The 17,776-nt window shown below is 65.7% G+C and carries 21 protein-coding genes and 1 other annotated feature; of the genes, 13 read left to right on the forward strand and 8 right to left on the reverse strand.

All coding sequences use genetic code 11. The features are described from left to right. Together ITJ56_RS16710 and ITJ56_RS16715 are read left to right on the forward strand one after the other, a co-directional pair. Positions 1-308 (forward strand): IS30 family transposase (locus ITJ56_RS16710; RefSeq protein ID WP_194631764.1); only part of this gene is annotated, 308 nt, incomplete at its 5' end. A 59-nt stretch (positions 309-367) separates the two neighbouring features. Beyond that, the gene (locus ITJ56_RS16715) at positions 368-946 is read left to right on the forward strand and encodes a dTDP-4-dehydrorhamnose 3,5-epimerase family protein (RefSeq protein WP_194631765.1); all 579 of its coding nucleotides are present in this window, start codon (positions 368-370) and stop codon (positions 944-946) included. Positions 947-1,071: 125 nt separating this feature from the next. Here the strand turns inward: ITJ56_RS16715 and ITJ56_RS16720 are convergent. After that, positions 1,072-2,291 (reverse strand): IS3 family transposase gene (locus ITJ56_RS16720; protein ID WP_267239054.1). Its coding sequence is split into 2 segments (ribosomal slippage): positions 1,072-2,045 and positions 2,045-2,291, totalling 1,221 coding nucleotides; the frame shifts between segments, so codons are not numbered across the junction. After that, positions 1,924-2,052: a sequence feature (AL1L pseudoknot), on the reverse strand. It overlaps the preceding gene by 129 nt. A 51-nt stretch (positions 2,292-2,342) precedes the next feature. Between ITJ56_RS16720 and ITJ56_RS16725 the strand changes: the two genes are divergently transcribed. Beyond that, positions 2,343-3,257: an IS5 family transposase gene (locus ITJ56_RS16725; protein WP_323749853.1), complete on the forward strand. Its 915-nt coding sequence runs from the start codon at positions 2,343-2,345 to the stop codon at positions 3,255-3,257. Here ITJ56_RS16725 and ITJ56_RS16730 read toward each other — a convergent pair. Beyond that, on the reverse strand, positions 3,240-3,896 hold the full coding sequence (locus tag ITJ56_RS16730; RefSeq protein ID WP_194631766.1) for a hypothetical protein: 657 nt from the start codon (positions 3,894-3,896) through the stop codon (positions 3,240-3,242). The genes ITJ56_RS16725 and ITJ56_RS16730 overlap by 18 nt on opposite strands. A 314-nt stretch (positions 3,897-4,210) precedes the next feature. Then, complete coding sequence (locus tag ITJ56_RS16735) at positions 4,211-5,449, reverse strand: site-specific integrase (protein WP_194631767.1); 1,239 nt, start codon at positions 5,447-5,449, stop codon at positions 4,211-4,213. Positions 5,450-5,940: 491 nt separating this feature from the next. Here ITJ56_RS16735 and ITJ56_RS16740 point away from each other — a divergent pair, with 491 nt between their 5' ends. The 3 genes from ITJ56_RS16740 (at position 5,941) to ITJ56_RS16750 (ending at position 7,172) form a co-directional block, all read left to right on the forward strand. Then, a complete protein-coding gene (locus ITJ56_RS16740) occupies positions 5,941-6,348 on the forward strand; it encodes a hypothetical protein (RefSeq protein ID WP_194631768.1) in 408 nt (135 codons plus the stop codon). Between the two features lie 97 nt (positions 6,349-6,445). After that, positions 6,446-6,838 (forward strand): hypothetical protein, encoded by a 393-nt coding sequence (locus tag ITJ56_RS16745; RefSeq protein WP_194631769.1) that lies wholly within the window; start codon positions 6,446-6,448, stop codon positions 6,836-6,838. A gap of 7 nt (positions 6,839-6,845) precedes the next feature. Beyond that, positions 6,846-7,172 carry a hypothetical protein gene (locus ITJ56_RS16750; protein ID WP_194631770.1) on the forward strand — a complete coding sequence of 109 codons (327 nt, stop codon included), beginning with the start codon at positions 6,846-6,848 and terminating at the stop codon, positions 7,170-7,172. A 1,207-nt stretch (positions 7,173-8,379) separates the two neighbouring features. Here ITJ56_RS16750 and ITJ56_RS16755 read toward each other — a convergent pair. The 3 genes from ITJ56_RS16755 to ITJ56_RS16765 all read right to left on the reverse strand — a co-directional run bounded on the left by ITJ56_RS16755 (position 8,380) and on the right by ITJ56_RS16765 (position 11,220). After that, positions 8,380-9,348: a replication protein RepA gene (locus ITJ56_RS16755; protein ID WP_194631771.1), complete on the reverse strand. Its 969-nt coding sequence runs from the start codon at positions 9,346-9,348 to the stop codon at positions 8,380-8,382. Between the two features lie 266 nt (positions 9,349-9,614). After that, on the reverse strand, positions 9,615-10,271 hold the full coding sequence (locus ITJ56_RS16760) for a hypothetical protein (RefSeq protein WP_194631772.1): 657 nt from the start codon (positions 10,269-10,271) through the stop codon (positions 9,615-9,617). After that, the gene (locus ITJ56_RS16765; RefSeq protein WP_194631773.1) at positions 10,264-11,220 is read right to left on the reverse strand and encodes a ParA family protein; all 957 of its coding nucleotides are present in this window, start codon (positions 11,218-11,220) and stop codon (positions 10,264-10,266) included. The genes ITJ56_RS16760 and ITJ56_RS16765 overlap by 8 nt, the downstream gene beginning before the upstream one ends. A 657-nt stretch (positions 11,221-11,877) precedes the next feature. Here ITJ56_RS16765 and ITJ56_RS16770 point away from each other — a divergent pair. From ITJ56_RS16770 to ITJ56_RS16780, 3 genes are all read left to right on the forward strand, one after another. Next, complete coding sequence (locus tag ITJ56_RS16770; RefSeq protein WP_194631774.1) at positions 11,878-12,411, forward strand: hypothetical protein; 534 nt, start codon at positions 11,878-11,880, stop codon at positions 12,409-12,411. After that, on the forward strand, positions 12,375-13,142 hold the full coding sequence (locus ITJ56_RS16775) for a hypothetical protein (RefSeq protein WP_194631775.1): 768 nt from the start codon (positions 12,375-12,377) through the stop codon (positions 13,140-13,142). Before ITJ56_RS16770 ends, ITJ56_RS16775 begins: the two co-directional genes overlap by 37 nt. 63 nt (positions 13,143-13,205) lie before the next feature. Beyond that, entirely contained in the window at positions 13,206-14,204 is a 999-nt protein-coding gene (locus ITJ56_RS16780) for an IS481 family transposase (RefSeq protein WP_194631776.1), read from the forward strand. A gap of 30 nt (positions 14,205-14,234) precedes the next feature. Here the strand turns inward: ITJ56_RS16780 and ITJ56_RS16785 are convergent, their stop codons facing one another. After that, on the reverse strand, positions 14,235-14,387 hold the full coding sequence (locus ITJ56_RS16785; RefSeq protein ID WP_194631777.1) for a hypothetical protein: 153 nt from the start codon (positions 14,385-14,387) through the stop codon (positions 14,235-14,237). 208 nt (positions 14,388-14,595) lie between these two features. Here ITJ56_RS16785 and ITJ56_RS16790 point away from each other — a divergent pair, with 208 nt between their 5' ends. From ITJ56_RS16790 to ITJ56_RS16800, 3 genes are all read left to right on the forward strand, one after another. Beyond that, positions 14,596-14,751 carry a hypothetical protein gene (locus ITJ56_RS16790; RefSeq protein WP_194631778.1) on the forward strand — a complete coding sequence of 52 codons (156 nt, stop codon included), beginning with the start codon at positions 14,596-14,598 and terminating at the stop codon, positions 14,749-14,751. A gap of 1,218 nt (positions 14,752-15,969) precedes the next feature. Next, entirely contained in the window at positions 15,970-16,455 is a 486-nt protein-coding gene (locus ITJ56_RS16795) for a hypothetical protein (protein ID WP_194631779.1), read from the forward strand. Further along, positions 16,425-16,691: a helix-turn-helix domain-containing protein gene (locus tag ITJ56_RS16800; protein ID WP_194631780.1), complete on the forward strand. Its 267-nt coding sequence runs from the start codon at positions 16,425-16,427 to the stop codon at positions 16,689-16,691. The genes ITJ56_RS16795 and ITJ56_RS16800 overlap by 31 nt, the downstream gene beginning before the upstream one ends. 23 nt (positions 16,692-16,714) lie before the next feature. Here the strand turns inward: ITJ56_RS16800 and ITJ56_RS16805 are convergent, their stop codons facing one another. Then, positions 16,715-17,008 carry a hypothetical protein gene (locus ITJ56_RS16805; protein ID WP_194631781.1) on the reverse strand — a complete coding sequence of 98 codons (294 nt, stop codon included), beginning with the start codon at positions 17,006-17,008 and terminating at the stop codon, positions 16,715-16,717. A gap of 522 nt (positions 17,009-17,530) precedes the next feature. Here ITJ56_RS16805 and ITJ56_RS16810 point away from each other — a divergent pair. Further along, positions 17,531-17,749 (forward strand): hypothetical protein, encoded by a 219-nt coding sequence (locus ITJ56_RS16810; RefSeq protein ID WP_194631782.1) that lies wholly within the window; start codon positions 17,531-17,533, stop codon positions 17,747-17,749. The last annotated feature ends 27 nt before the right edge of the window (positions 17,750-17,776 follow it).

Raw genomic sequence — 17,776 nt, forward strand, 5'->3', positions numbered from 1 at the left:
AAACGCTTCCGGCGACACTTCGGCGAACGCTGACGTGGGACCAGGGCGTGGAGATGCGAGAGTGGAAACAGGTCGCGTTTGACGCGGACATCGAGATCTTCTTCTGTGACCCGCACTCACCCTGGCAGCGGGGCATCAACGAGAACACCAACGGCCTCCTCCGCCAGTATTTCCCGAAGGGCACCGACCTCGGGGTTTACTCCTCGGAAGACCTCGACTGGGTCGCCGCTGAGCTCAACGATCGGCCCCGCAAACGGTTAGCCTTCGAGAAACCGATCGAAGCGATCGAGAAGCTCCTGTTGCAATGACCGCTTGAAACCGCCGATCCTCTACCGGGCGGTTCGGTGATGGGAGCTAGCCTGACGGCATGACTGCGACGACGCATGTGCACGGTAAGACGACGACGATCCCAGGTCTTCTCGTATTCACCGTCAGCAAGGTCGAGGACGACCGGGGCTGGTTACAGGAGAAGTTCCACCGGGCGAAGCTGGTCGAGGCCGGCTTACCCCAGGACTTCACGGTGGTGCAGACAAGCGTCGCCTTCAACAAGGAACGATCCACCCGTGGCTTCCACGCGGAGCCCTGGAACAAGTACGTGTCTCTGGTCGATGGTCGCGCGTTCGCTGCGTACCTCGACCTGCGCGAGGGACCGACCTTCGGTACGTCGGTCATCGTCGAGCTCGATGACGAGACCGCGGTGTTCGTCCCGGCCGGCGTCGCCAACTCCTACCAATGCCTTACGGACCTGCACTACCTCTACAGCGTCGACCAGCACTGGTCATCCGAAGCGTATGAATCCGCGTCGTTCGTGAACCTGGCTGACCCGATGGCGGCCGTTCACTGGCCGATCCCGCTCAACGAAGCGGTGCTTTCAGAGCGTGACCGCAACCACCCGATGCTCTCGGAGCTGCCTGGAGCTAACCGGAGGCGTGCACCGTCCCGGTAGCCGATGGCGGTTTCAAGGGGTCGTTGCAACGGGTGGTTGTTTCGGGTCTGACAGTAGCTGTTCGAATGCTTCTGCTGGGGTGCGGTAGCCGAGCGTTTTGCGGGGTCGTCTGAATCGCCCCGGGTTTAGTGGAGGGCGAGTTGTCCCGGCGACGGCTGTCGTCGGGTGGTCATCTCACGGTAGTACTCGTTCTCTTTCTCGACAGGGGTGACGTATCCGATCGAGGAGTGCAGTCGGTTCTCGTTGAACCAGTGCACCCACGACAGCGTCGCCAGCTCGAGGTCGTCGGCACCGCGGAACGGGCCGTCGATCTTCACGCACTCGTTCTTGTAGAGCCCGACAACGGTCTCCGCGAGGGCGTTGTCATACGAATCCCCCACGGTTCCGATCGACGCGACCGCGCCTACTTCGGCGAGACGGTCGGAGTAGCGCAGCGCCGTGTACTGCGATCCGGCACCGGAGTGTTGCACCACTCCGGCGACGTCCTCGCCGGCGCGATCACGGACCCACAGCGCCATCTCGAGCGCGTCCAGCGGCAGATCGGTCGGCATCTGGTTCATCGTCCGCCATCCCACGATGCGGCGGGAGAACACATCCGTGACGAACGCGGTGAACGCCATCCCCGACCAGGTCGGCACGTAGGTGAAGTCGACGACCCAGAGCTCGTTCGGCCGGTCCGCGCGGAAGCAGCGCTGCACGTGATCCGGCGGCCGGATCGCGCGCTCGTCCGCCCGAGTGGTGATGAACTGCTTGCCGCGCCGGACACCGCGCAGGCCCTGTTTGCGCATCAACCGCTCCACGGTGCAGCGAGCCACGGTGATGCCCTCCCTGTGCAGCAGCCGCCAGATCTTCCGCGCGCCGCTGATGCCACGGCCGAGTTTTCGGTCCCAGAACACCCGCTCGATCTGCACGATCAGGTCCTCGTCCGCGACCGACCGCGCCGATCGGGGACGTGACTTGAACGCGTAGTAGCCGGACGGGGCAATCGTGACGCCGTGCTCGGAGAGCACGCGACAGATCGGCTCGACCCCGAACCGGTTCCGGTGATCGTCGATGAACTGGATCACCACGGCAGTCGCGGGTCGAGCTCCCGCGCGAAGAACGAGGACGCCGCCAACAGAATCTCGTTCGCACGCTTCAGCTCTCGGTTCTCAGCCTCGAGCGCTTTGATCCGCGCCGCGTCCGCGCTCGTGGTCCCAGGCCGCTCACCAGCGTCGATCGAGGCCTGCTTGCACCAGCCGCGCAACGTGTCCGGGTTCACCCCGGTGCGCGTCCCGATCCGGATCACGGCCGCGTTCAACGACAACGACGAGTCTTCCTTCTGCGCCTCCTGCACGAGCCGCATCGCACGCTCCCGCAGTTCCTGCGGATACTTCCTCGGTGCTGGCAGGATCCGATCCTCTCGGGGAATCAGACCCTCCACCAGACCCGGGGCGATTCGGATGCCCAGTTCGCGTTGATCGCTGATCTGTTGCCGGGGCCGACAGGTCGGAAGGGTCGTCCGTTCGCGGATGCGAGGACCATGATCGAGGGCATCGTGTACCGGTATCGGACCGGGATCGCGTGGCGGGACCTGCCGGACGCATTCGGCCCGTGGCAGACGGTGTGGGCCTGGCATCGGCGCCTCGCTGGTGATGGCACATGGGACGTCGTGCTTGACCGGCTGCTCACTGCTGCGGATGCGGCTGGCGCGGTGGATTGGTGGTGTCGGTGGACTCCACGATCGCTCATGCGCATCAGCACGCGACGAACATCTCCCGCACCACAGGGGGAACGATCGAATTACACCGATCCCCGGTCCGAGCCGCCTGATCACGGCTTCGGCCGCTCCCGCGGCGGCCTGTCCACCAAGGTTCACCAGCTCGTCGACGGCCGCGGGCTGCCACTCGTGACGCTGATCACGCCCGGTCAGGCTGGCGACTCTCCGATGCTCCTACCGCTGCTGGGATGCTTGCGCGTCGCTCGCCCGATCGGCCGGCCTCGGACCCGCCCGGACCGGGTCCGCGGGGACAAGGCGTACTCGTCCCGCGCGATCCGGCAGCACCTGCGCAGCCGTGGCATTGAATCGGTCATCCCCGAACCACGCGACCAGCAAGGCCACCGGAAACGACGCGGATCCAGAGGTGGCCGCCCTGTGACATACGACCCCGTCGACTACAAGCAACGCAACGTCATCGAGCGCGGCTTCTGCCGCCTGAAACAGTGGCGGGGCCTGGCGACCAGGTACGACAAACTCGCGATCGTCTACCGCGCCGCGGTCGTCCTCAACGCCGTCATCGCCTGGCTACGCCATTTACCAGACACGCCCTAGCTCGCCCTCGGGTTTGACGAACCCGTACAGGGCGTTGGATGTTTGGTGGGCGTCGGCGAGCACTTCGGCGGACCGTGCCAGCGCTTCGGCGACGCGGCGGTCGAAGGCGTCCATTTCGTCGCCGAAGTCGTTCTGGCTTATCTCGTCGAACCTGGTCGGTTTCTGCTCGGTGGGTACCCATCGTTGCTCTCGGTAACCGGTGGGCTGCTGCGCCCTCCCGGCGATGGCGCTGAGGGTCCGGGCGGACACCGACTGATGCGCGTCCACCCAGCCGTGCTGGTCGATGGCGGGCACAAGGGTCGTCGCGTGCCGCCAGTCATGCTCAAGGCCTTCGTCGCAGTCGTGGATGTCCGGGTCGTACGCACGCGGGTCGATGATGGCTCGGACGTCGTTCCGGAACCCGAGCTCGGCGGGCATGACCACTCGCAGCCAGCGGGTCACCGCGCACGCCATGCACGACGCCGGCGGGTCGTCACGTGGAATCTGCGCGCTACGGATGGTGAGCGGGTCCACGCGAATGTCGCCCGCGATCACTTCGCCGATCTGCTGGCGGTTGAGGCCGAGGTGGGCGAACAGGACGATGACGAACGCGTCGCGGCGGCCGCGGAGCGCCGAAGTGACGCTCTTGCCCTTCTGCACGGTCGGTTGCTGAGCGAGGGCTTCGTCGATGGTGGCGACGCCGTCACCGTCCCGGACGAGGGTAGTTGTCGACGGGACCACCACCTCGAAGTTGCCGACCGCTTCTCGAAGCGCGTCGATGTCCAGCGGAGCCCCGACCGCTTGGTGGTGTAGCCGAACAGCGCGGACCCGGAGAGTGTTCGTCGGGACGCCGGCGGGGAATGCGCGGAGGAACCGGACGAGGGTGTCCGGCGTGGTCGGTTCCTTTGGCTGGTCGAGGGCGTCGCACCAGTCCTCGAAGAGAGACCAGTACCGCTGGAGTGTCGGCGCGACCATCAGAGACCGATCTCTGTCACGGCGTTGTTGTCGAGCGGAGTGTCCTCGCGGCCGTACACCTCAATCATGCGTTCGCTGGCGTGCCACGTCTGACGCATGATCTGGTGCGGGCTCAGCCCCTTCTTGAGCGCTGAGGTGACGAACCCGGCTCGAAGGGAGTGCCCGCCGTAATGCTTCGCGTCGAGCCCGGCCGCGATGGAGTGCCGGACGATGGCGTCCTGAACGACCTGACCGCTGATGGGGGTGTCTCGGAAGAACTTGCCGCCGGTGGAGATGGGCCGGAACAGCGGTGCCTTCTTCGGCAGCCGTCGCCACGCAGGTAGCGGGTCTGACCAGTCCACCGGGTCATCCTCGCTGTGTCCCCGAGCGCAGATGTGAACGCCGACGTCGAACGTGGCCATCAGCTTCATCGCCGACATCCGTGGCCGAGCCGAGGATATTGCGTCGGTGACAAGGACCCATCGAATGAATGCGCAGACCGGGCAGGTCGCTGGCGTCGATCCATAGGGGAGCGCCTTCGTACGGCCTCGAGCCTCCTGGTCCGTCTTCGACCGCCGGATCCGCAAGCGCAGCCCGTCCGTCTCGTGCAGGGTGACGTCCCCGATGCGAAGCGCGGCGATCTCGCTGCGACGGAATGCGCCGGCGAACCCCATCACGATGATAGCGCAGTCACGGTTCCCGTGGACGCCCCGGGGGAAGGTGTTGATGTCGATGGTGCCGACGAGATGACGCATCTCCTCGAGCAGCAGCGCCGGCATCCGGCGAAGCTCACCGCCGTTCGTACGGCGAAGGCCAGCCATCGTCGCTTCGACCTCGGCATTGTCGGACGGCTTCGGGAAGCCAGCGAGCTGGTGCATCTTGTCGATGGCTGCCAGCCACCCGTTGAAAGTGTTCGACGCGTACGGCGTCCCCTCGTCGTCCTTACCGTCTGCGGCGGACGCTTCGAAGTACGAGGCGACCGTCAGCGCATGGGCGGGCAGGTACTCCGTGCCGGCGTGCTTGCAGAACTTGACGAACCGGGCCCACTCCCGCTTGTACATAACGCGGGTGCCGTCGGAGATGGACTGCGACTGCAACTGACGGACCCGGGCGAGACGCTCAGGGCTGAGACCCGTTGGGAGACCGGCCCCTGGCAGAAGGTCCTCGCCGACGCCATGGCCTTCGTCTTCGTCGTCGTCGGCTGCGACGACGCCGCCGGCCATGTTGGTCGGCTCGAACGCCACCACGTCGCTGCTCATGGAGGCATCGTTGCACGATGCGCGGACGTCGAGAGTAGAAATGCCGGTGTGGCGCGAAGCCGTCAAACTACCCGCATCCGCTTAGGGCTGCGGATCGGACCGGAGTTTAGAGTCGCAGATCAGGGAACCGTTCAGGAAAACGTCCATTGTGCTGGAAGGTTTTTGCCCGCCGGAACCGACAGCTCTCCATCCAAAACGAATCACGACGTCGACCAAAACAAGCCACGGATTAAAAGCGTCAATCCCCTGGTCCTCCCCCGGCTGCAGGCAAGCGCTCAACATCCCGGTCGGGCTTTGGCTCTGGCGATCGATTCGCCTGACAACCCCGCTTCAACCGGGCTTGACGGCTTGGCGGGAAACGGTCACACTCGTTCCACCGCCAACCGGGCTTCAAGCCCGCTAACGAAGAGAGCAAGATGCCTACCCTGGAGGTCAGAGTCCATGTCCCTGAAGACCGTCTCGCCGAGTTCTACAGCCGGTTCGGTGACTTCATGATCGAGCGACGAACCGCTCCGCCCTCGGTCGACGCGATGCACGCCGTTGGAACAGCGCCGGACTGGGTGCACGAACCTTGGGCGAAGGAACGTGCCGCGCGGTTCTGGCACCAGGTCACTGACGTGGGTCGGGACCTGCTCCGAGTACTCATTGCCGGGGCGGAGGCCGGCGACGGGCACCAGTTCACGCCCGCGGAGCTCGTGTCGAAGACCAGCGCGAAGAGTGCACAGTCCGTGGCCGGCACGTTCGGCGGCGTCGGGCAGCTCATCGCCAGCGAAGGACTCCCCTCCTACACGTACGCCGCCGGCAAGCAGTGGCACTTCATCTGGGACTGGGATCCCAAGAAACGGCTCTACTCGATGTCGCCCGAGATGGCCAAGCTGCTCCTCGAGGTAGGAGCGTAGGAGCCACGTTCCTCAGCCTCACCCACCCCTCGCCCCCAAAACGCCCTGTGCAGGCCCCTCGTCCCTCTGGCCCAGTTCCAGCCGCATAGGGGCCATTGTGACCGATTCGACCCCCGAAGCACCTGTTGACCTCTCGAAACCGCAGCGTGTACCGACCATTCCCCCGGTCGACAAGAAGCAACGGAACCGTCCGCGGCGTCCGACTCGTCCGCGTCTGCTCGAGGACACGACGACGGCCGGTCTTATCTGGCTCACCCTCATCGCCGTCCCGTCCTTCTTCGCCTGGCTGAGCCACCCGACGCTGCCCTCCCCCGACAGCATCGGCGGCTTCTTCGCGATGTCCGTCTGGCCGCTGGGCCTCATTGCCTGGGGCGCCTTCGACTGGCTACGCGACCTCGCCGACTACCGCGACGCGCTCGAGCAGTGGCAGGACGACGTAGCTGCGTGGGAGTTCGACCGTCGGCTCACTGCAGCTCCTTCCCGCCCATAAGGGCGACGTGAGCACGTCAACCACTCCCCCGCGAGCCTTCATCGACTCTGGCACGCGACCATACCTGCGTCTCGCCGGCGTCGTCGGTGCGGACCCCGTCGTCTTCACGGAAGCGGACCTGCGAGGCCCGGACGGTGGTGGGTACCGAGACTTCCTCCGCGACGCCCGAAGGCACTCGAACGTCGACGTCGTCGAGACCGGCTTCGGGAACACGGACAAGACCTTCGCTGTCAGCCTACGAGTCCCCTCCCTGACCTCGGTGACGCAGCGGCCATCGAAGACGCAGACGGTACCCCCGAAGGCGAAGACTAAGCGCAAGCGACGCGGGGCCTGAGCGTCAGCGGCTCCCCCACGCTCGCCGCGGAACGGGCTTCAGTCGTGCTCGGCATGGAGCGGGCCGGCGCATACTGGTGCCCAGACTTTTCCACAGGATGAGCAGTGTTCGGACCAGATGCCCACGGCATTTGCGTGGGCATCAGGTCCGATTCCGTGGGCATCAGGTCCGCGGCCCATGGGTATCTGGTCCGCCTGGCGTGGGTATCTGGTCCGGACGTACCGGCGGCCGACCCCCTCGGATCCGCTTACCTGCGCCGATTTGACCGTCGGACAACCGCTCCCCCTGTAGCTCTTCCTGTAGCTCTTCCTGTAGCTGATTAACCCTTGGTACCAACGTAAGTACAGAGCGCACCCGCGTTATCCACAGATGGCCGTCTTCAGAGCCCTCCATTGGGGATCTGCCCGCTCTGTTCATCTCAGGGACCCACTCCCCCGGACGCCGCTGCAGAGCTTCACTGCCGCCAGGTGCTACGGATCAGATACCCACACCCAGTCAGGACCGGTCCTCGGGAGTATGGCATCCAGTGAGGACCAGATACCCACAGAATTGGGCCCCACCCAGCCAGGCCCGTGCCGCTACCGACTGAACACCTCAGGGACCAGATACCCACGTGAGGACTAGATACCCACGGCGTAGAGCCTCGCACGGTCATCGGGGACTAGATACCCACGGCCTGAGGTTGCTAGCCGACACGCACCGGGGACCAGATACCCACGCCGGTCGAGCCCCGCACCTTGGCGCCGTGACGAGGACTCGACACCCACGTTCTCGCAGTGTTCGGCAGTCGCGCGGTGCGACACTCCCCGACCAGGTTACGGTGAGGACCAGATGCCCACGCCTGAGGACCGGATACCCACGCCCATTCTGCTGAGTCTCCCGGCTCAGCTGAGGACCAGATACCCACACTTTGGGATCGGATACCCACACCAGCTGCCCTCCTTGGTTCGCGGTCGCTCGGACCAGATACCCACGCCTGAGGATCGGATACCCACGCCAGCGGACTAGATACCCACCGACTGTGAGGCAACAGGCGCCGGCGGCGGTTTGTGAACGAGGCGACAGGGACTGAGGACCAGATGCCCACGCGGATACGGTCCGGCGGCTACTCCGGGTCGTCCCGCTCAAACGTGGGTATCTGGTCCTCACTGGCGCAGAGAAAGGGGCGGAGCACCTCACCAGGTGCTCCGCCCCTTTCGACTCGCGGCTACTGTTCCAGTTGCCTACGCGGCTTCGTGGGCTCCACGTGCGGCTTCGAGGGCCGCAGGATCAGGTACTCCTGAGTCGGCTCCACACGAGCCTCCGGGTAGATGATCTTGATGGCCTTCAGATGCCCCTCGAACGCCGCCTTGAACTTGTGCGGCTGGGTGTACTGGGCCCCGAACTGCAGGTTCAGGTCCGCCCACTTGATGCGCGTCGGTGTCCGCAGGTAGAACATCCGGTACGTGAGCCAGAGGTAGATGTCCATGCGCATCGCTGACTTGCCGAGCGCCTTCATCGCGTTCAGGTCGATGGGTACCGGCGACTTCACGATGGAGTCGTAGAACCGGTCAGAGAGGGTCACCTTCGACTGCCAGAGGCCCGCGTTGTCCTCCATGTCGTCCTTGCCGAACCAGAGGCGAACGCTGTCTGCGATGCGGAAGTACTCAATCGCCTCGCCGTGGCCGTCTTCCTTGATTTCAAGGCCTTCGACGCTGAGGTTGGCGCCAAAGAGACGCTTCAGGCCGTCGGAAACACGCTTGTGGTCGCGACCACCGTGGTGGAGCCCGATCTTGGCCATGAACGCCTTCATGGACCGGCCGAGCTCGAGCTCCTTGCTCTGAGTGAGGACAGCCTCGGTGGCCATCCAGTTCATTGCCTGGCGAGGGAGAACTCCGTACGGGTACGCGGCGTGCCGCTCCCCCGTCGCGTGGTCAAGGATGAGGGCCGGCTGCATCATCAGGGACACGTTGCCGTTGCGTCGCTCCCAGTACGGGATGTTGCCCGGGTTGCGGTACGGCAGGGAGACCTGGGCCCAAAGCCGAGCTGAGTAACCGACGTCCATAGCGTCGTCGTCAGCGCCTTCGAGGTTCGCAGCGTAGTTCACCAGTCGAGCCGTGGTCTCGTCGATGCTGATCGGTGCCGAAACGGTGGACTTCGATGTTGCTTCCGTGTCGTTGAAGAGCTCGTCACCCATGGGTGCCTCCGGGGCAGGTTGGAATGCAGGCGTCGCGCGCGAACGCGGGTTATCGTTGCGTCCCACCCGGCAGAGCGCACTGTGCCTGGCGCTCCCCCATCCGAGTTGGTGCTCGGACAAGAGTGCTCGCGGACTACTTACCCACGCGGTAGCGGTCGCGGCGTGTCGGGATCTTTCCTCAACCCCAGCTGCGCGCAGGCAGCCATCGCACACCACGATCTATAGCGGGTGCCGCCGACACCAGAGCGGGCGACGGCAGGGCAGCCCTACCGGTTCGACTGAATCGGTCGCCCGCGGGGCGCCTTCTTCCCCGACCGTGGGAACGGCTGACCGTTGTTGTACTCGTCCTGCAGACGCTTCGTCTCGGCGTTGTAGATCGCGACGATGAGGTCCTTCGGGAACGGGTACCCCTCGAAGAGCTTCGCAGCCGCGTGAGCGGCGTTGAACGCTTCACGGTCACCTTTTCGGATTTCAAACGTCACCTTGACGATGTCGTCGTCAGTCAGGTCCTCAGAAGCCTCACCGCGACGGCGCGCGTACGGAGTCGACGGCTTGGAGGCAGCCGACTCCCCCACCGCGCGAGCCTCAGCAGCGGGCTGTTCGGTTTCGGCTTGCGACGGCATCGCGGGCTCAACTGCGGGCAAACTTTCTGTCGGTGAAACCGCTGGCGCTGGGTTCGCCGCGCTGTCCTGCACTGCCGCAGGGACCGTCATGGAGACACCCGTGTTGGCCGGCGTCTCCACCTGCTGCGGCTGTTGACGAGCTGGAAGCGGCGGCGGCGGGGCCACAGTTCGCTCCTCCGGCGCCGGCTTCTCATCCTGGGCCGGCTCAACCCGGGGGTTCCTGTTCGCTTTCAGGAGCGATGAAGCGCCGGCGTTACGCCGTGGCGGCGCCGGGATTTCACGGCGGGTGGTGTCAGACATTCGCGGACTCCTCCGCGGTCTGAGCCGCCTCCTCTTCCTTGTCTGTGAGGCGAGCGATGAGCTCCTGCGTCACGGCGTAGAGGCTGTCAGCGACACTCCCCGCCGACTGCGGACCGGGGGCGACATGCTTCACGCCTCGCTTGATGGATTCGTACCACTTCTCCCCCGTCTTCACCTTCTTGTCGAGCTCGTGGACCAGCAGCCGCTTCTCGCGCGTCGCCTTTGCCGTAGAGCCTGAGTGGCGGACGTAAGTCTCGAAGACACTTGCGCGCGCCTCCTCTCCTCCGAGTGCTCGAACCACGGCGTCAGCAAAGTCGCGTCGGACGACTGTCTCGCTCGCGCTTGAGGCAAAGTTGACCACGCCCAGGAGATCCACGTCAGGATTGATGTCGATGACCTTGTCGAGCCGTTCGGCGGTCAACGTCAGACCCTGGAGGCTCGCCTCGTCCGCCTTCGCCGGGATGAGAATGTACCGGGCGGCTGCCACGGCAATCGACTGGATGATGTCGGTGTTCGGCGGGCAGTCCAGAAGTACAAGGTCGTACTGGTCACCGATCTTGGCTAACGCCGAAGCGAGGCTGAGTCGGGCGCGAGTGGCTGCCTCGCCGGACTGGCCGAACTGCTGGGCGAGGCTGGTGTTGATGTATTCCACGAGGCGACCGCCCGGGACGACGTCGACGTTTGGCCGGACCTCGATGGGCTGAAGAAGGTCTCCGTACAGGAGGGCCTTCGAGAGACCAGCACCGTCATCGTCTCGGTCTGTGCCGTGGTACCCGAAGTCGAGCCCGAGGTTCCCCTGAGGGTCAAGGTCGACGACGAGGACGCGCCAGTTCCCCTCCCCCATGATGCCGGCGATGTTCGCGCACAGGGTCGTCTTGCCCACGCCACCCTTGTTGTTGATGACGGCAACAACTCGTTGGAGGTTGGTCCGGTCGATGATGAAAGCCATCAGGCTGGTTCTCCTTCGTCGGGGACTCCCCCGCTAACTGGTGATGCTGGCGTTACTGGTGACGCTGGCCGACGGGCTTGCCACTTGCGGTGTCCACACTAGCCGCTTAACCGGCGAGGCTGGTAGAGCTGGGCAGACCGGCGGTACTGGTTTGAGAGAAAAGGCATCCCCGGCGACGCCAGTAAGGCCAGTTTGCCCTAACTGGCAATCCCAGTGTCGCCAGACGTCGATTGCCAGCCTTGCCAGCCTCACCAGTTTGCGTCAGAGGTCTTGCTTTCGTGCCGGGAGTCGCAGCAGGGTTCGCCAGGCCCACCAGCATCGCTGGTTAGCCTGAACTGGCAGTACCAGCGTTCCCAGTTAGCGAGGAATCGCCTGAGCCTGGCGAACGCGCATGAGCGAGGGTGATTGGCTGCAAACGGGGGGATCGGGCCGCAGAGAGCCGCCTGGCGGCTTCCTGGCCACTCCCCCGTCGCAGGTGGAGAAGCCCGCGTGCGTGTGCATCCTGGGACGCTGTCCACCAGCGTTACCAGTCTGACCAGTATCGCTGGGCACACCAGCGTTGCCAGTTTGGGTGAATTCGCCGCATCGCCTTCGGCAGCACCACACAACAGAACGTGGGGGAGAGCTTGGGGGACCACCACGAACGATCACTACACCATGGGGCCGGGCCTCGCGCTGCTCGATGAGACGCTCGAGGGGGAGCCGGACAACGTGCGGTTCCTGAACACATACGTCGGCAACCACACCCTCGCTGCTTCCGTGGGCGAAGTCACCCGCAAGGCGCTGAGTCTCCGAGGCGGCTTCGACGAGGAGCTGGTCGTGAACCTGCATCACGCGCACCTCGTTTCCTGGTCCGCATACGACGAGTTCATCATCAGGAAGCGAGACCGCTTCGGTCGCGCGTCCTTCGCCATCCGCGCCGCACGCGCAGAAGCGGTCCGGCTCCTCGGACACTGGATGCGTTTCGCATCCCCCGGAACCAGCAACGCAGCCCCCGCGAGGTACAGGCCCAATGCGCTGCTTCTCGGCGCCGGCCAGGACGTCGCCTTCGGTCTCGGATACATGGCGGCGTTGACGTTCACCCACATGACGTCAACCAGCGGCCGAGACCCCGACGACACTCTCGAGGAGCTACGCGCCAGTCTCGCGGGGGAGTGCTTGAGTCCACCTGGGCCACAGTCCCTGGCATAGCAGTGGGTATGACCGGCAACACCTTCGACGTGCTCGAACGCAGTATCCCGAGAGACGTGAGCGACAACGCTCGCTACGGGGCGAACTTCGAACTCGTCAGTGACTACGCGCTGACACGCTCTCCTGAGTACGGCGCGCACATCGCACGCATCGAACCGTACGGTGACTGGGCAGCCCGGAACGGCCGGGCGAGGACCGACCTCAGTGTGGACCGCGTGATCACCACCATCACCGGTGAGCTGTGGACGGTTCAGAACAAGGGGTACTCCGCGGACCGACGCGTCGATCTCAACGACTTCAACAACTTCATCATCGCGTCGGCGACGATGCCAAACGTCACCCGCCGTCTCCTCGTCACCAGCGGCCCCGGCCTCGGACGGAACGCCGCCGAGGTTGCGAAGCATCAGGGCGTCGCCGTCAACGTCACCGTGCTCAACCGTGCACGGCTGCGGACCGCGACGACCTACCCGACGACATGGGGCGCCTTCGTCGCCGAGTCGGGAAACGACCCGGAAGGAGTCGAGCCGTTCCGCCTCCGCCCGCATCAGCTCGACGCCATCCACGATGTGACGAGCTCGCTGCGTTCGGTTCCCGAGTGCCAACTCATCTCGACTTGCGGTACCGGGAAGACCATCACCTCGGTGGGGATCGCCGATTCCCTCGGCGTCAACACCCTCGTCTACTTCGTGCCCGGGCTAGGTGTAGTTCCTCGGGAGGTTGTGAACGGGTGACGTGAGCGAAGACCTCCGGGACGATGTGAGTTACCACACACCACGTCGTCACCGGAGGTCTTCGTGACTCACGCTAACGCCCCGTTCACTCCGATGGGCAGGGAACGTCTTGCTCGGCTGATCGTCATCGATGGTTGGCCCGTTCGCCGTGCCGCGGAACGGTTCCAATGCTCGCCCGCGACGGCAGCGAAGTGGGCCGCCCGATACCGTGCTGGTGCCTCGATGCGAGATCGATCGTCTCGTCCGGTGAGCAGTCCGAACCGGCTCCCAACGCGGCTGGAACGCCGCATCATCGCGTTACGCATCACCCGGCGGTGGGGGCCGCACCGGATCGCGTTCCACCTGCATCTGGCCCGCTCGACAGTCGGACGCGTCCTGGCCCGGTTCCGGATGCCGCTGCTGCGCAACATCGACCAAATCACCGGACTCCCGGTGCGCCGACCCAAGCCGGTCCGATACGAGAAGTCCCGGCCGGGTGAACTCGTCCACGTCGACATCAAAAAGCAGGGCCGTATCCCAGACGGCGGCGGGTGGCGCGCTCACGGACGCGGGTCTGTCCAAGACCGCGCCGCCGGCATGAATCGTGATCGTGCTGCTCGACGGGGCGCCCGCGGTTCTCGCGGGTACCGGTTCCTGCACCACGCGGTCGATGATCACTCCCGGCTGGCGTATTCAGAGATCCACGACAACGAGCTCGGCGCGACCGCTGCCGGGTTCTGGGCCCGCGCGAACACGTTCTTCGCCGCCGCGGGGATCCACGTCGAGGCCGTGATGACCGACAACGGCGCGTGTTACCGCTCCCGCGACTTCGCGGCCGCGCTGGGCGACGTCAAGCACCGCTTCACCCGGCCCTACCGGCCGCAGACCAACGGGAAGGTCGAGCGGTTCAACCGGACCCTCGCCGCGGAGTGGGCCTACGCCCGCCACTACGACAGCGATGCAGCCAGGACCGCGACCTACGCGAACTGGCTGCATCACTACAATCACCACCGACCACACACCGGCCTCGGCGGGCAAACCCCATCAGATCGCGTCCACAACCTCACCGGGAACTACAGCTAGCGCTCGGACCGGGACTCGATTGCTCGCGTGCTACCGGCGGACGGCTTCTGGGGCGTCGTCGCGGAAGAAGTCGCTATCGGACTGGGCGAGGACGACGCCCTCACGACGCCACTGCTTCCGCGCCCGCGCCAACGTCGGGATGCGTGCTGGTTCCACGCCCTGCTCGTTCTCGTAGCTGCTCATGACGGCTTGCCTCCTGATGCCTCTGCACGCTTCGCCCCGCGCCGACGGTAGCCATCGGAAGGCAGGCGCGTGGCCGAGCTGCGTGGCCCGGATATCCGCGGTGAGGGGAGCGGATTTGCCCTGGGAGCACGGGCGTCAGGAGAATCGTGGGGCGCGGTGGAACGCGGGCTACGTCCCCGAAGATGACGGGCAGCTCGAGGTGGCCGGGGTGGAGGCTGCTACCGCGATAGACGCCGTGACGAGGCTCCGTGAGGTCGTGGGCACCGAAACCGATGTCCTGTACGTCGTCCCGAACCCCGTCGCCGAACAGGATGACGCTGAGACATATGAGGCGTTCCTGCAGGACCCGAACGCCGCCACCTGACAACGGCGGGGCCCAGGAACGAGCCGGGAGAGAACGTCCCTCGATCCCGACCCGCCAGGGACCCAGAAGTGCACTGGCCCTGCCCAGGTGCCGTTCCGACCCAAACGGTCCGGCACCAGGACGTTGATCTTCCCTGTGCGACATGTTGGCGGGTCCAGCAGAGTGTGCATGAGCCTTCGTCAGAGAGAAACTGCCCGCTCCCGTTGAGTGAGAGCGGGCAGCCGCGTAGGCCCGAGGATCAGGGACTCAGGGCGCATTCGCTTGGACGGTAACCAGCCGCCCGGCTTCAGTGTGAACTATCACTGAGAAGTGTCGTATTCCGTTGCCGGATCTTTCGGTGTTCTCGAGGCGACCGGGCCTGCGTGCGTGACCGCGCGAGGTGTGCCGGGATCCGCTCTGCGCAGGGCCTCGGATCGCTGGCGGTTCGTCGCGGGTACCTCCGGGTACGGTCGGCCGCCCGCGGCGGATCAGGGTACGGGACGGGCGCTGCCGGTCCCTGATCGGGTCATGCGATCGGCAACGCCGCCTCACATTCGACCCGCGCCGGTCGGGCGGTTAGGCCTGGTGTGCGGCGACCCAGGAGTACCAGGCGCCGAGCTGTGCTTGGGCGTTACCGAGGGCGGTGTGTGAGCCGTGGACCTGGTTGTCGTTCGTGTGGAGCTCGTACTGGTCGTGGTGCTCGATGCTGCCGACAATGACGCCGTCGGCGTGGGCGGTCCAGTCGTTGCCGGGGGTCGTGCTGCCACACGATGTGTTGGGGTCGGACCATGAGTTTCGGCTTCCGGTAGGCGCCGCCGCGACGCGAGCTGGCGACGGCTTTCAGCGTAGGCGCTGACTCTGTGCGGACGGGCAGACGCCAAGACGTGGCGAGCTCAACGTTCCGACGTCGACGGTGCTGATGCACCGATCGATTCTCGGCGTGAGCCATAACCCGAACCGTCTATCCGTATTCGGAACTCCCGCGCAGGGCTGCCGAGATGTGGGGATGATCAGTTCGTGCCCGAACTGATGCGCCGCACCCAACGGGTGGTCCAGACCACCGACCCGACCGTTGCGGCCGAGGCGATCGCGCGCACGCACGTGACGCATGGTGTCGATGTGGACTCGGAGGGTGCAGCGTTCGTGTTCGAGGAGCGGGTCCGTGGGACGCGGCTGCTGTCGTTGGGGACCACGTCGTGCACCGGGGTCGTCAGCGGCGCGATCGAGCCCGACAGCGCGATGGTGCTCGTGTGGTTGAAGTCCGGCCGCGGCACGATCGACGGGAAGCCCGTTCCGGTTGGTCGTCCCGTGCTGTACCGGAATGATTCCCAGCAAGTCCGGTTCGAGTCGTTCCAAAAGGATGTGATCCGCATTGACCGGGCAACGGTGGAGCAGGTTGCTGCGCAACGGGGTGAGTGGGCGCCGGGACCGTTGGAGTTCCACCCGCACCATGTTCCCGAGGGGCCGACGTTGGCGGCCTGGTGGTTGATGGTCCGCACCGTCGCCGCCGAGGTGCTCGGCGGCCCGGAGGAGGTGTCGGAGGAGCGGGAACGCCAGTTGACCCGGTTCGCTGCCGGCGGCCTGCTCACTGCGATCCCGCACTGGCCCGTCAACCAGCACGTGCCGGCCGTCGCACGCACGCGGTTTGCTCGGGCGGAGGCGTTCCTGCTCGAGCTGCTCGTGAACCGATCACCGTGGCGGACATCGCTGACGCTGCCGGGTTGAGTGTCCGCGGGGTGCAGGCTGCTTTCAACCGGCACCACGGCATCACACCGCTGGCCTACCTGCGGCACATCCGAATGCTCCTGGCACGCGAACGGCTCGAGTCTGACCAGGACGTCAGCGTCGCGGAGGTCGCCCGGTGGGCGGGCTTCGTGCACCTCGGACGCTTCGCCGGCGCCTACCGGGACGAGTTCGGTGAGCTGCCGCGGCAGACCCGGCAGGCCGCCCGCGGCTGGTGAACGCCGCCTCTGAGGAGGCGTGGTCAGGCGTTGTTGTGTATGCCGGCGAGGACGGCCTGCGTGCGCGCCGCGATGTCGTCCACGAAGGCGAGATCTCCGGGCTCGAGCACATCGTCGGCGGCTTCCTCGGCGAGCACCGGGATCCCGGGCCCGAGCACGAGACTCACGGACGTCTGCGCGCCGGTGAGATCCACCGAGGGCATCGTCACGACGTCGGTCAGAGCGCTCTGCCCGAGCGCGGCCGTGTACTGCAGCACGGCTGTTGCGGCGGCGCTGCTGGTGAGGATGGAAGACAATTCGTAGACGAGGTACATCATGGGTGGTCCGGTTCCGACCGCTTCCCGTCGCCGGCGGTAGCCGGTCGGCTGGGGTACCCCCTGGTGAGGGGGTGCTGGTCATTCGGGGTGGGGCACCCGCGACCCGCTCAAGAAGGAAGCGACCGTGTGCATGAGAAGGTGCACGTCATCAACAAGACCCGTGCCACTTCGACGGTACGTCCTACTCATCGCGGGGTGGTCCGTGACCGCGTCATCTGGACCGACACCGTCATCCGGAAGGCCATCACGCTCGTGAGATTGCTCTGAGCGAGTTCTCTAGCAATGGTTCTCGTCGCCCAAAGGTGACCATCCTGTCCGATCCCCGAGGCTCCGGCTGTGCCTTCCTGCCGCTGCCGGTACCGGTACCGGTACCGGTACCGGTACCGGTACCGTCGCGATGCCAGCCACCGACGCGCCGTACCGCAGTAGGGCAAGGAATGTTGTGAAGCACATCGTCTACGGGTTCTCGTCCGTCATCGCCACGCACGATGTCCACACGCGCTCATCTACTACGCAGCCGTGTTGGCCCAGGCAGGAGCGAGCGACGTCGTCGACGTGCCGACCGTGGACCTCCACGGCGTCGGCGCGGTGACGTCCGTCGTGCTCGACCCGGGCGTCCCGATCCTCGTCGAGAACGCGGCCGATGACGAGCTCGACATGTCCTACCCCGAGTTCGTCGACGAGCTCACGCACCGCACCCGCGGCCTCATTGCAGACGGAACCCTCCGCCACGGTCTATAGACCTACCGGCACCCCCGCGCACGCGCC

It is taken from the genome of Curtobacterium sp. VKM Ac-1376 (genome assembly GCF_015351025.1).
Lineage (GTDB): Bacteria > Actinomycetota > Actinomycetes > Actinomycetales > Microbacteriaceae > Curtobacterium.

Bases quoted from the DNA above. Each gene is read 5' to 3' on its own strand.
- ITJ56_RS16715 (WP_194631765.1), top strand. From the start codon at position 368: ATGACTGCGACGACGCATGTGCACGGTAAGACGACGACGATCCCAGGT.
- ITJ56_RS16735 (WP_194631767.1), bottom strand. From the start codon at position 5,449: ATGAGCAGCGACGTGGTGGCGTTCGAGCCGACCAACATGGCCGGCGGC.
- ITJ56_RS16740 (WP_194631768.1), top strand. From the start codon at position 5,941: ATGATCGAGCGACGAACCGCTCCGCCCTCGGTCGACGCGATGCACGCC.
- ITJ56_RS16755 (WP_194631771.1), bottom strand. From the start codon at position 9,348: ATGGGTGACGAGCTCTTCAACGACACGGAAGCAACATCGAAGTCCACC.
- ITJ56_RS16760 (WP_194631772.1), bottom strand. From the start codon at position 10,271: ATGTCTGACACCACCCGCCGTGAAATCCCGGCGCCGCCACGGCGTAAC.
- ITJ56_RS16765 (WP_194631773.1), bottom strand. From the start codon at position 11,220: ATGGCTTTCATCATCGACCGGACCAACCTCCAACGAGTTGTTGCCGTC.
- ITJ56_RS16770 (WP_194631774.1), top strand. From the start codon at position 11,878: ATGGGGCCGGGCCTCGCGCTGCTCGATGAGACGCTCGAGGGGGAGCCG.
- ITJ56_RS16785 (WP_194631777.1), bottom strand. From the start codon at position 14,387: ATGAGCAGCTACGAGAACGAGCAGGGCGTGGAACCAGCACGCATCCCG.
- ITJ56_RS16795 (WP_194631779.1), top strand. From the start codon at position 15,970: ATGGTGCTCGTGTGGTTGAAGTCCGGCCGCGGCACGATCGACGGGAAG.
- ITJ56_RS16805 (WP_194631781.1), bottom strand. From the start codon at position 17,008: ATGATGTACCTCGTCTACGAATTGTCTTCCATCCTCACCAGCAGCGCC.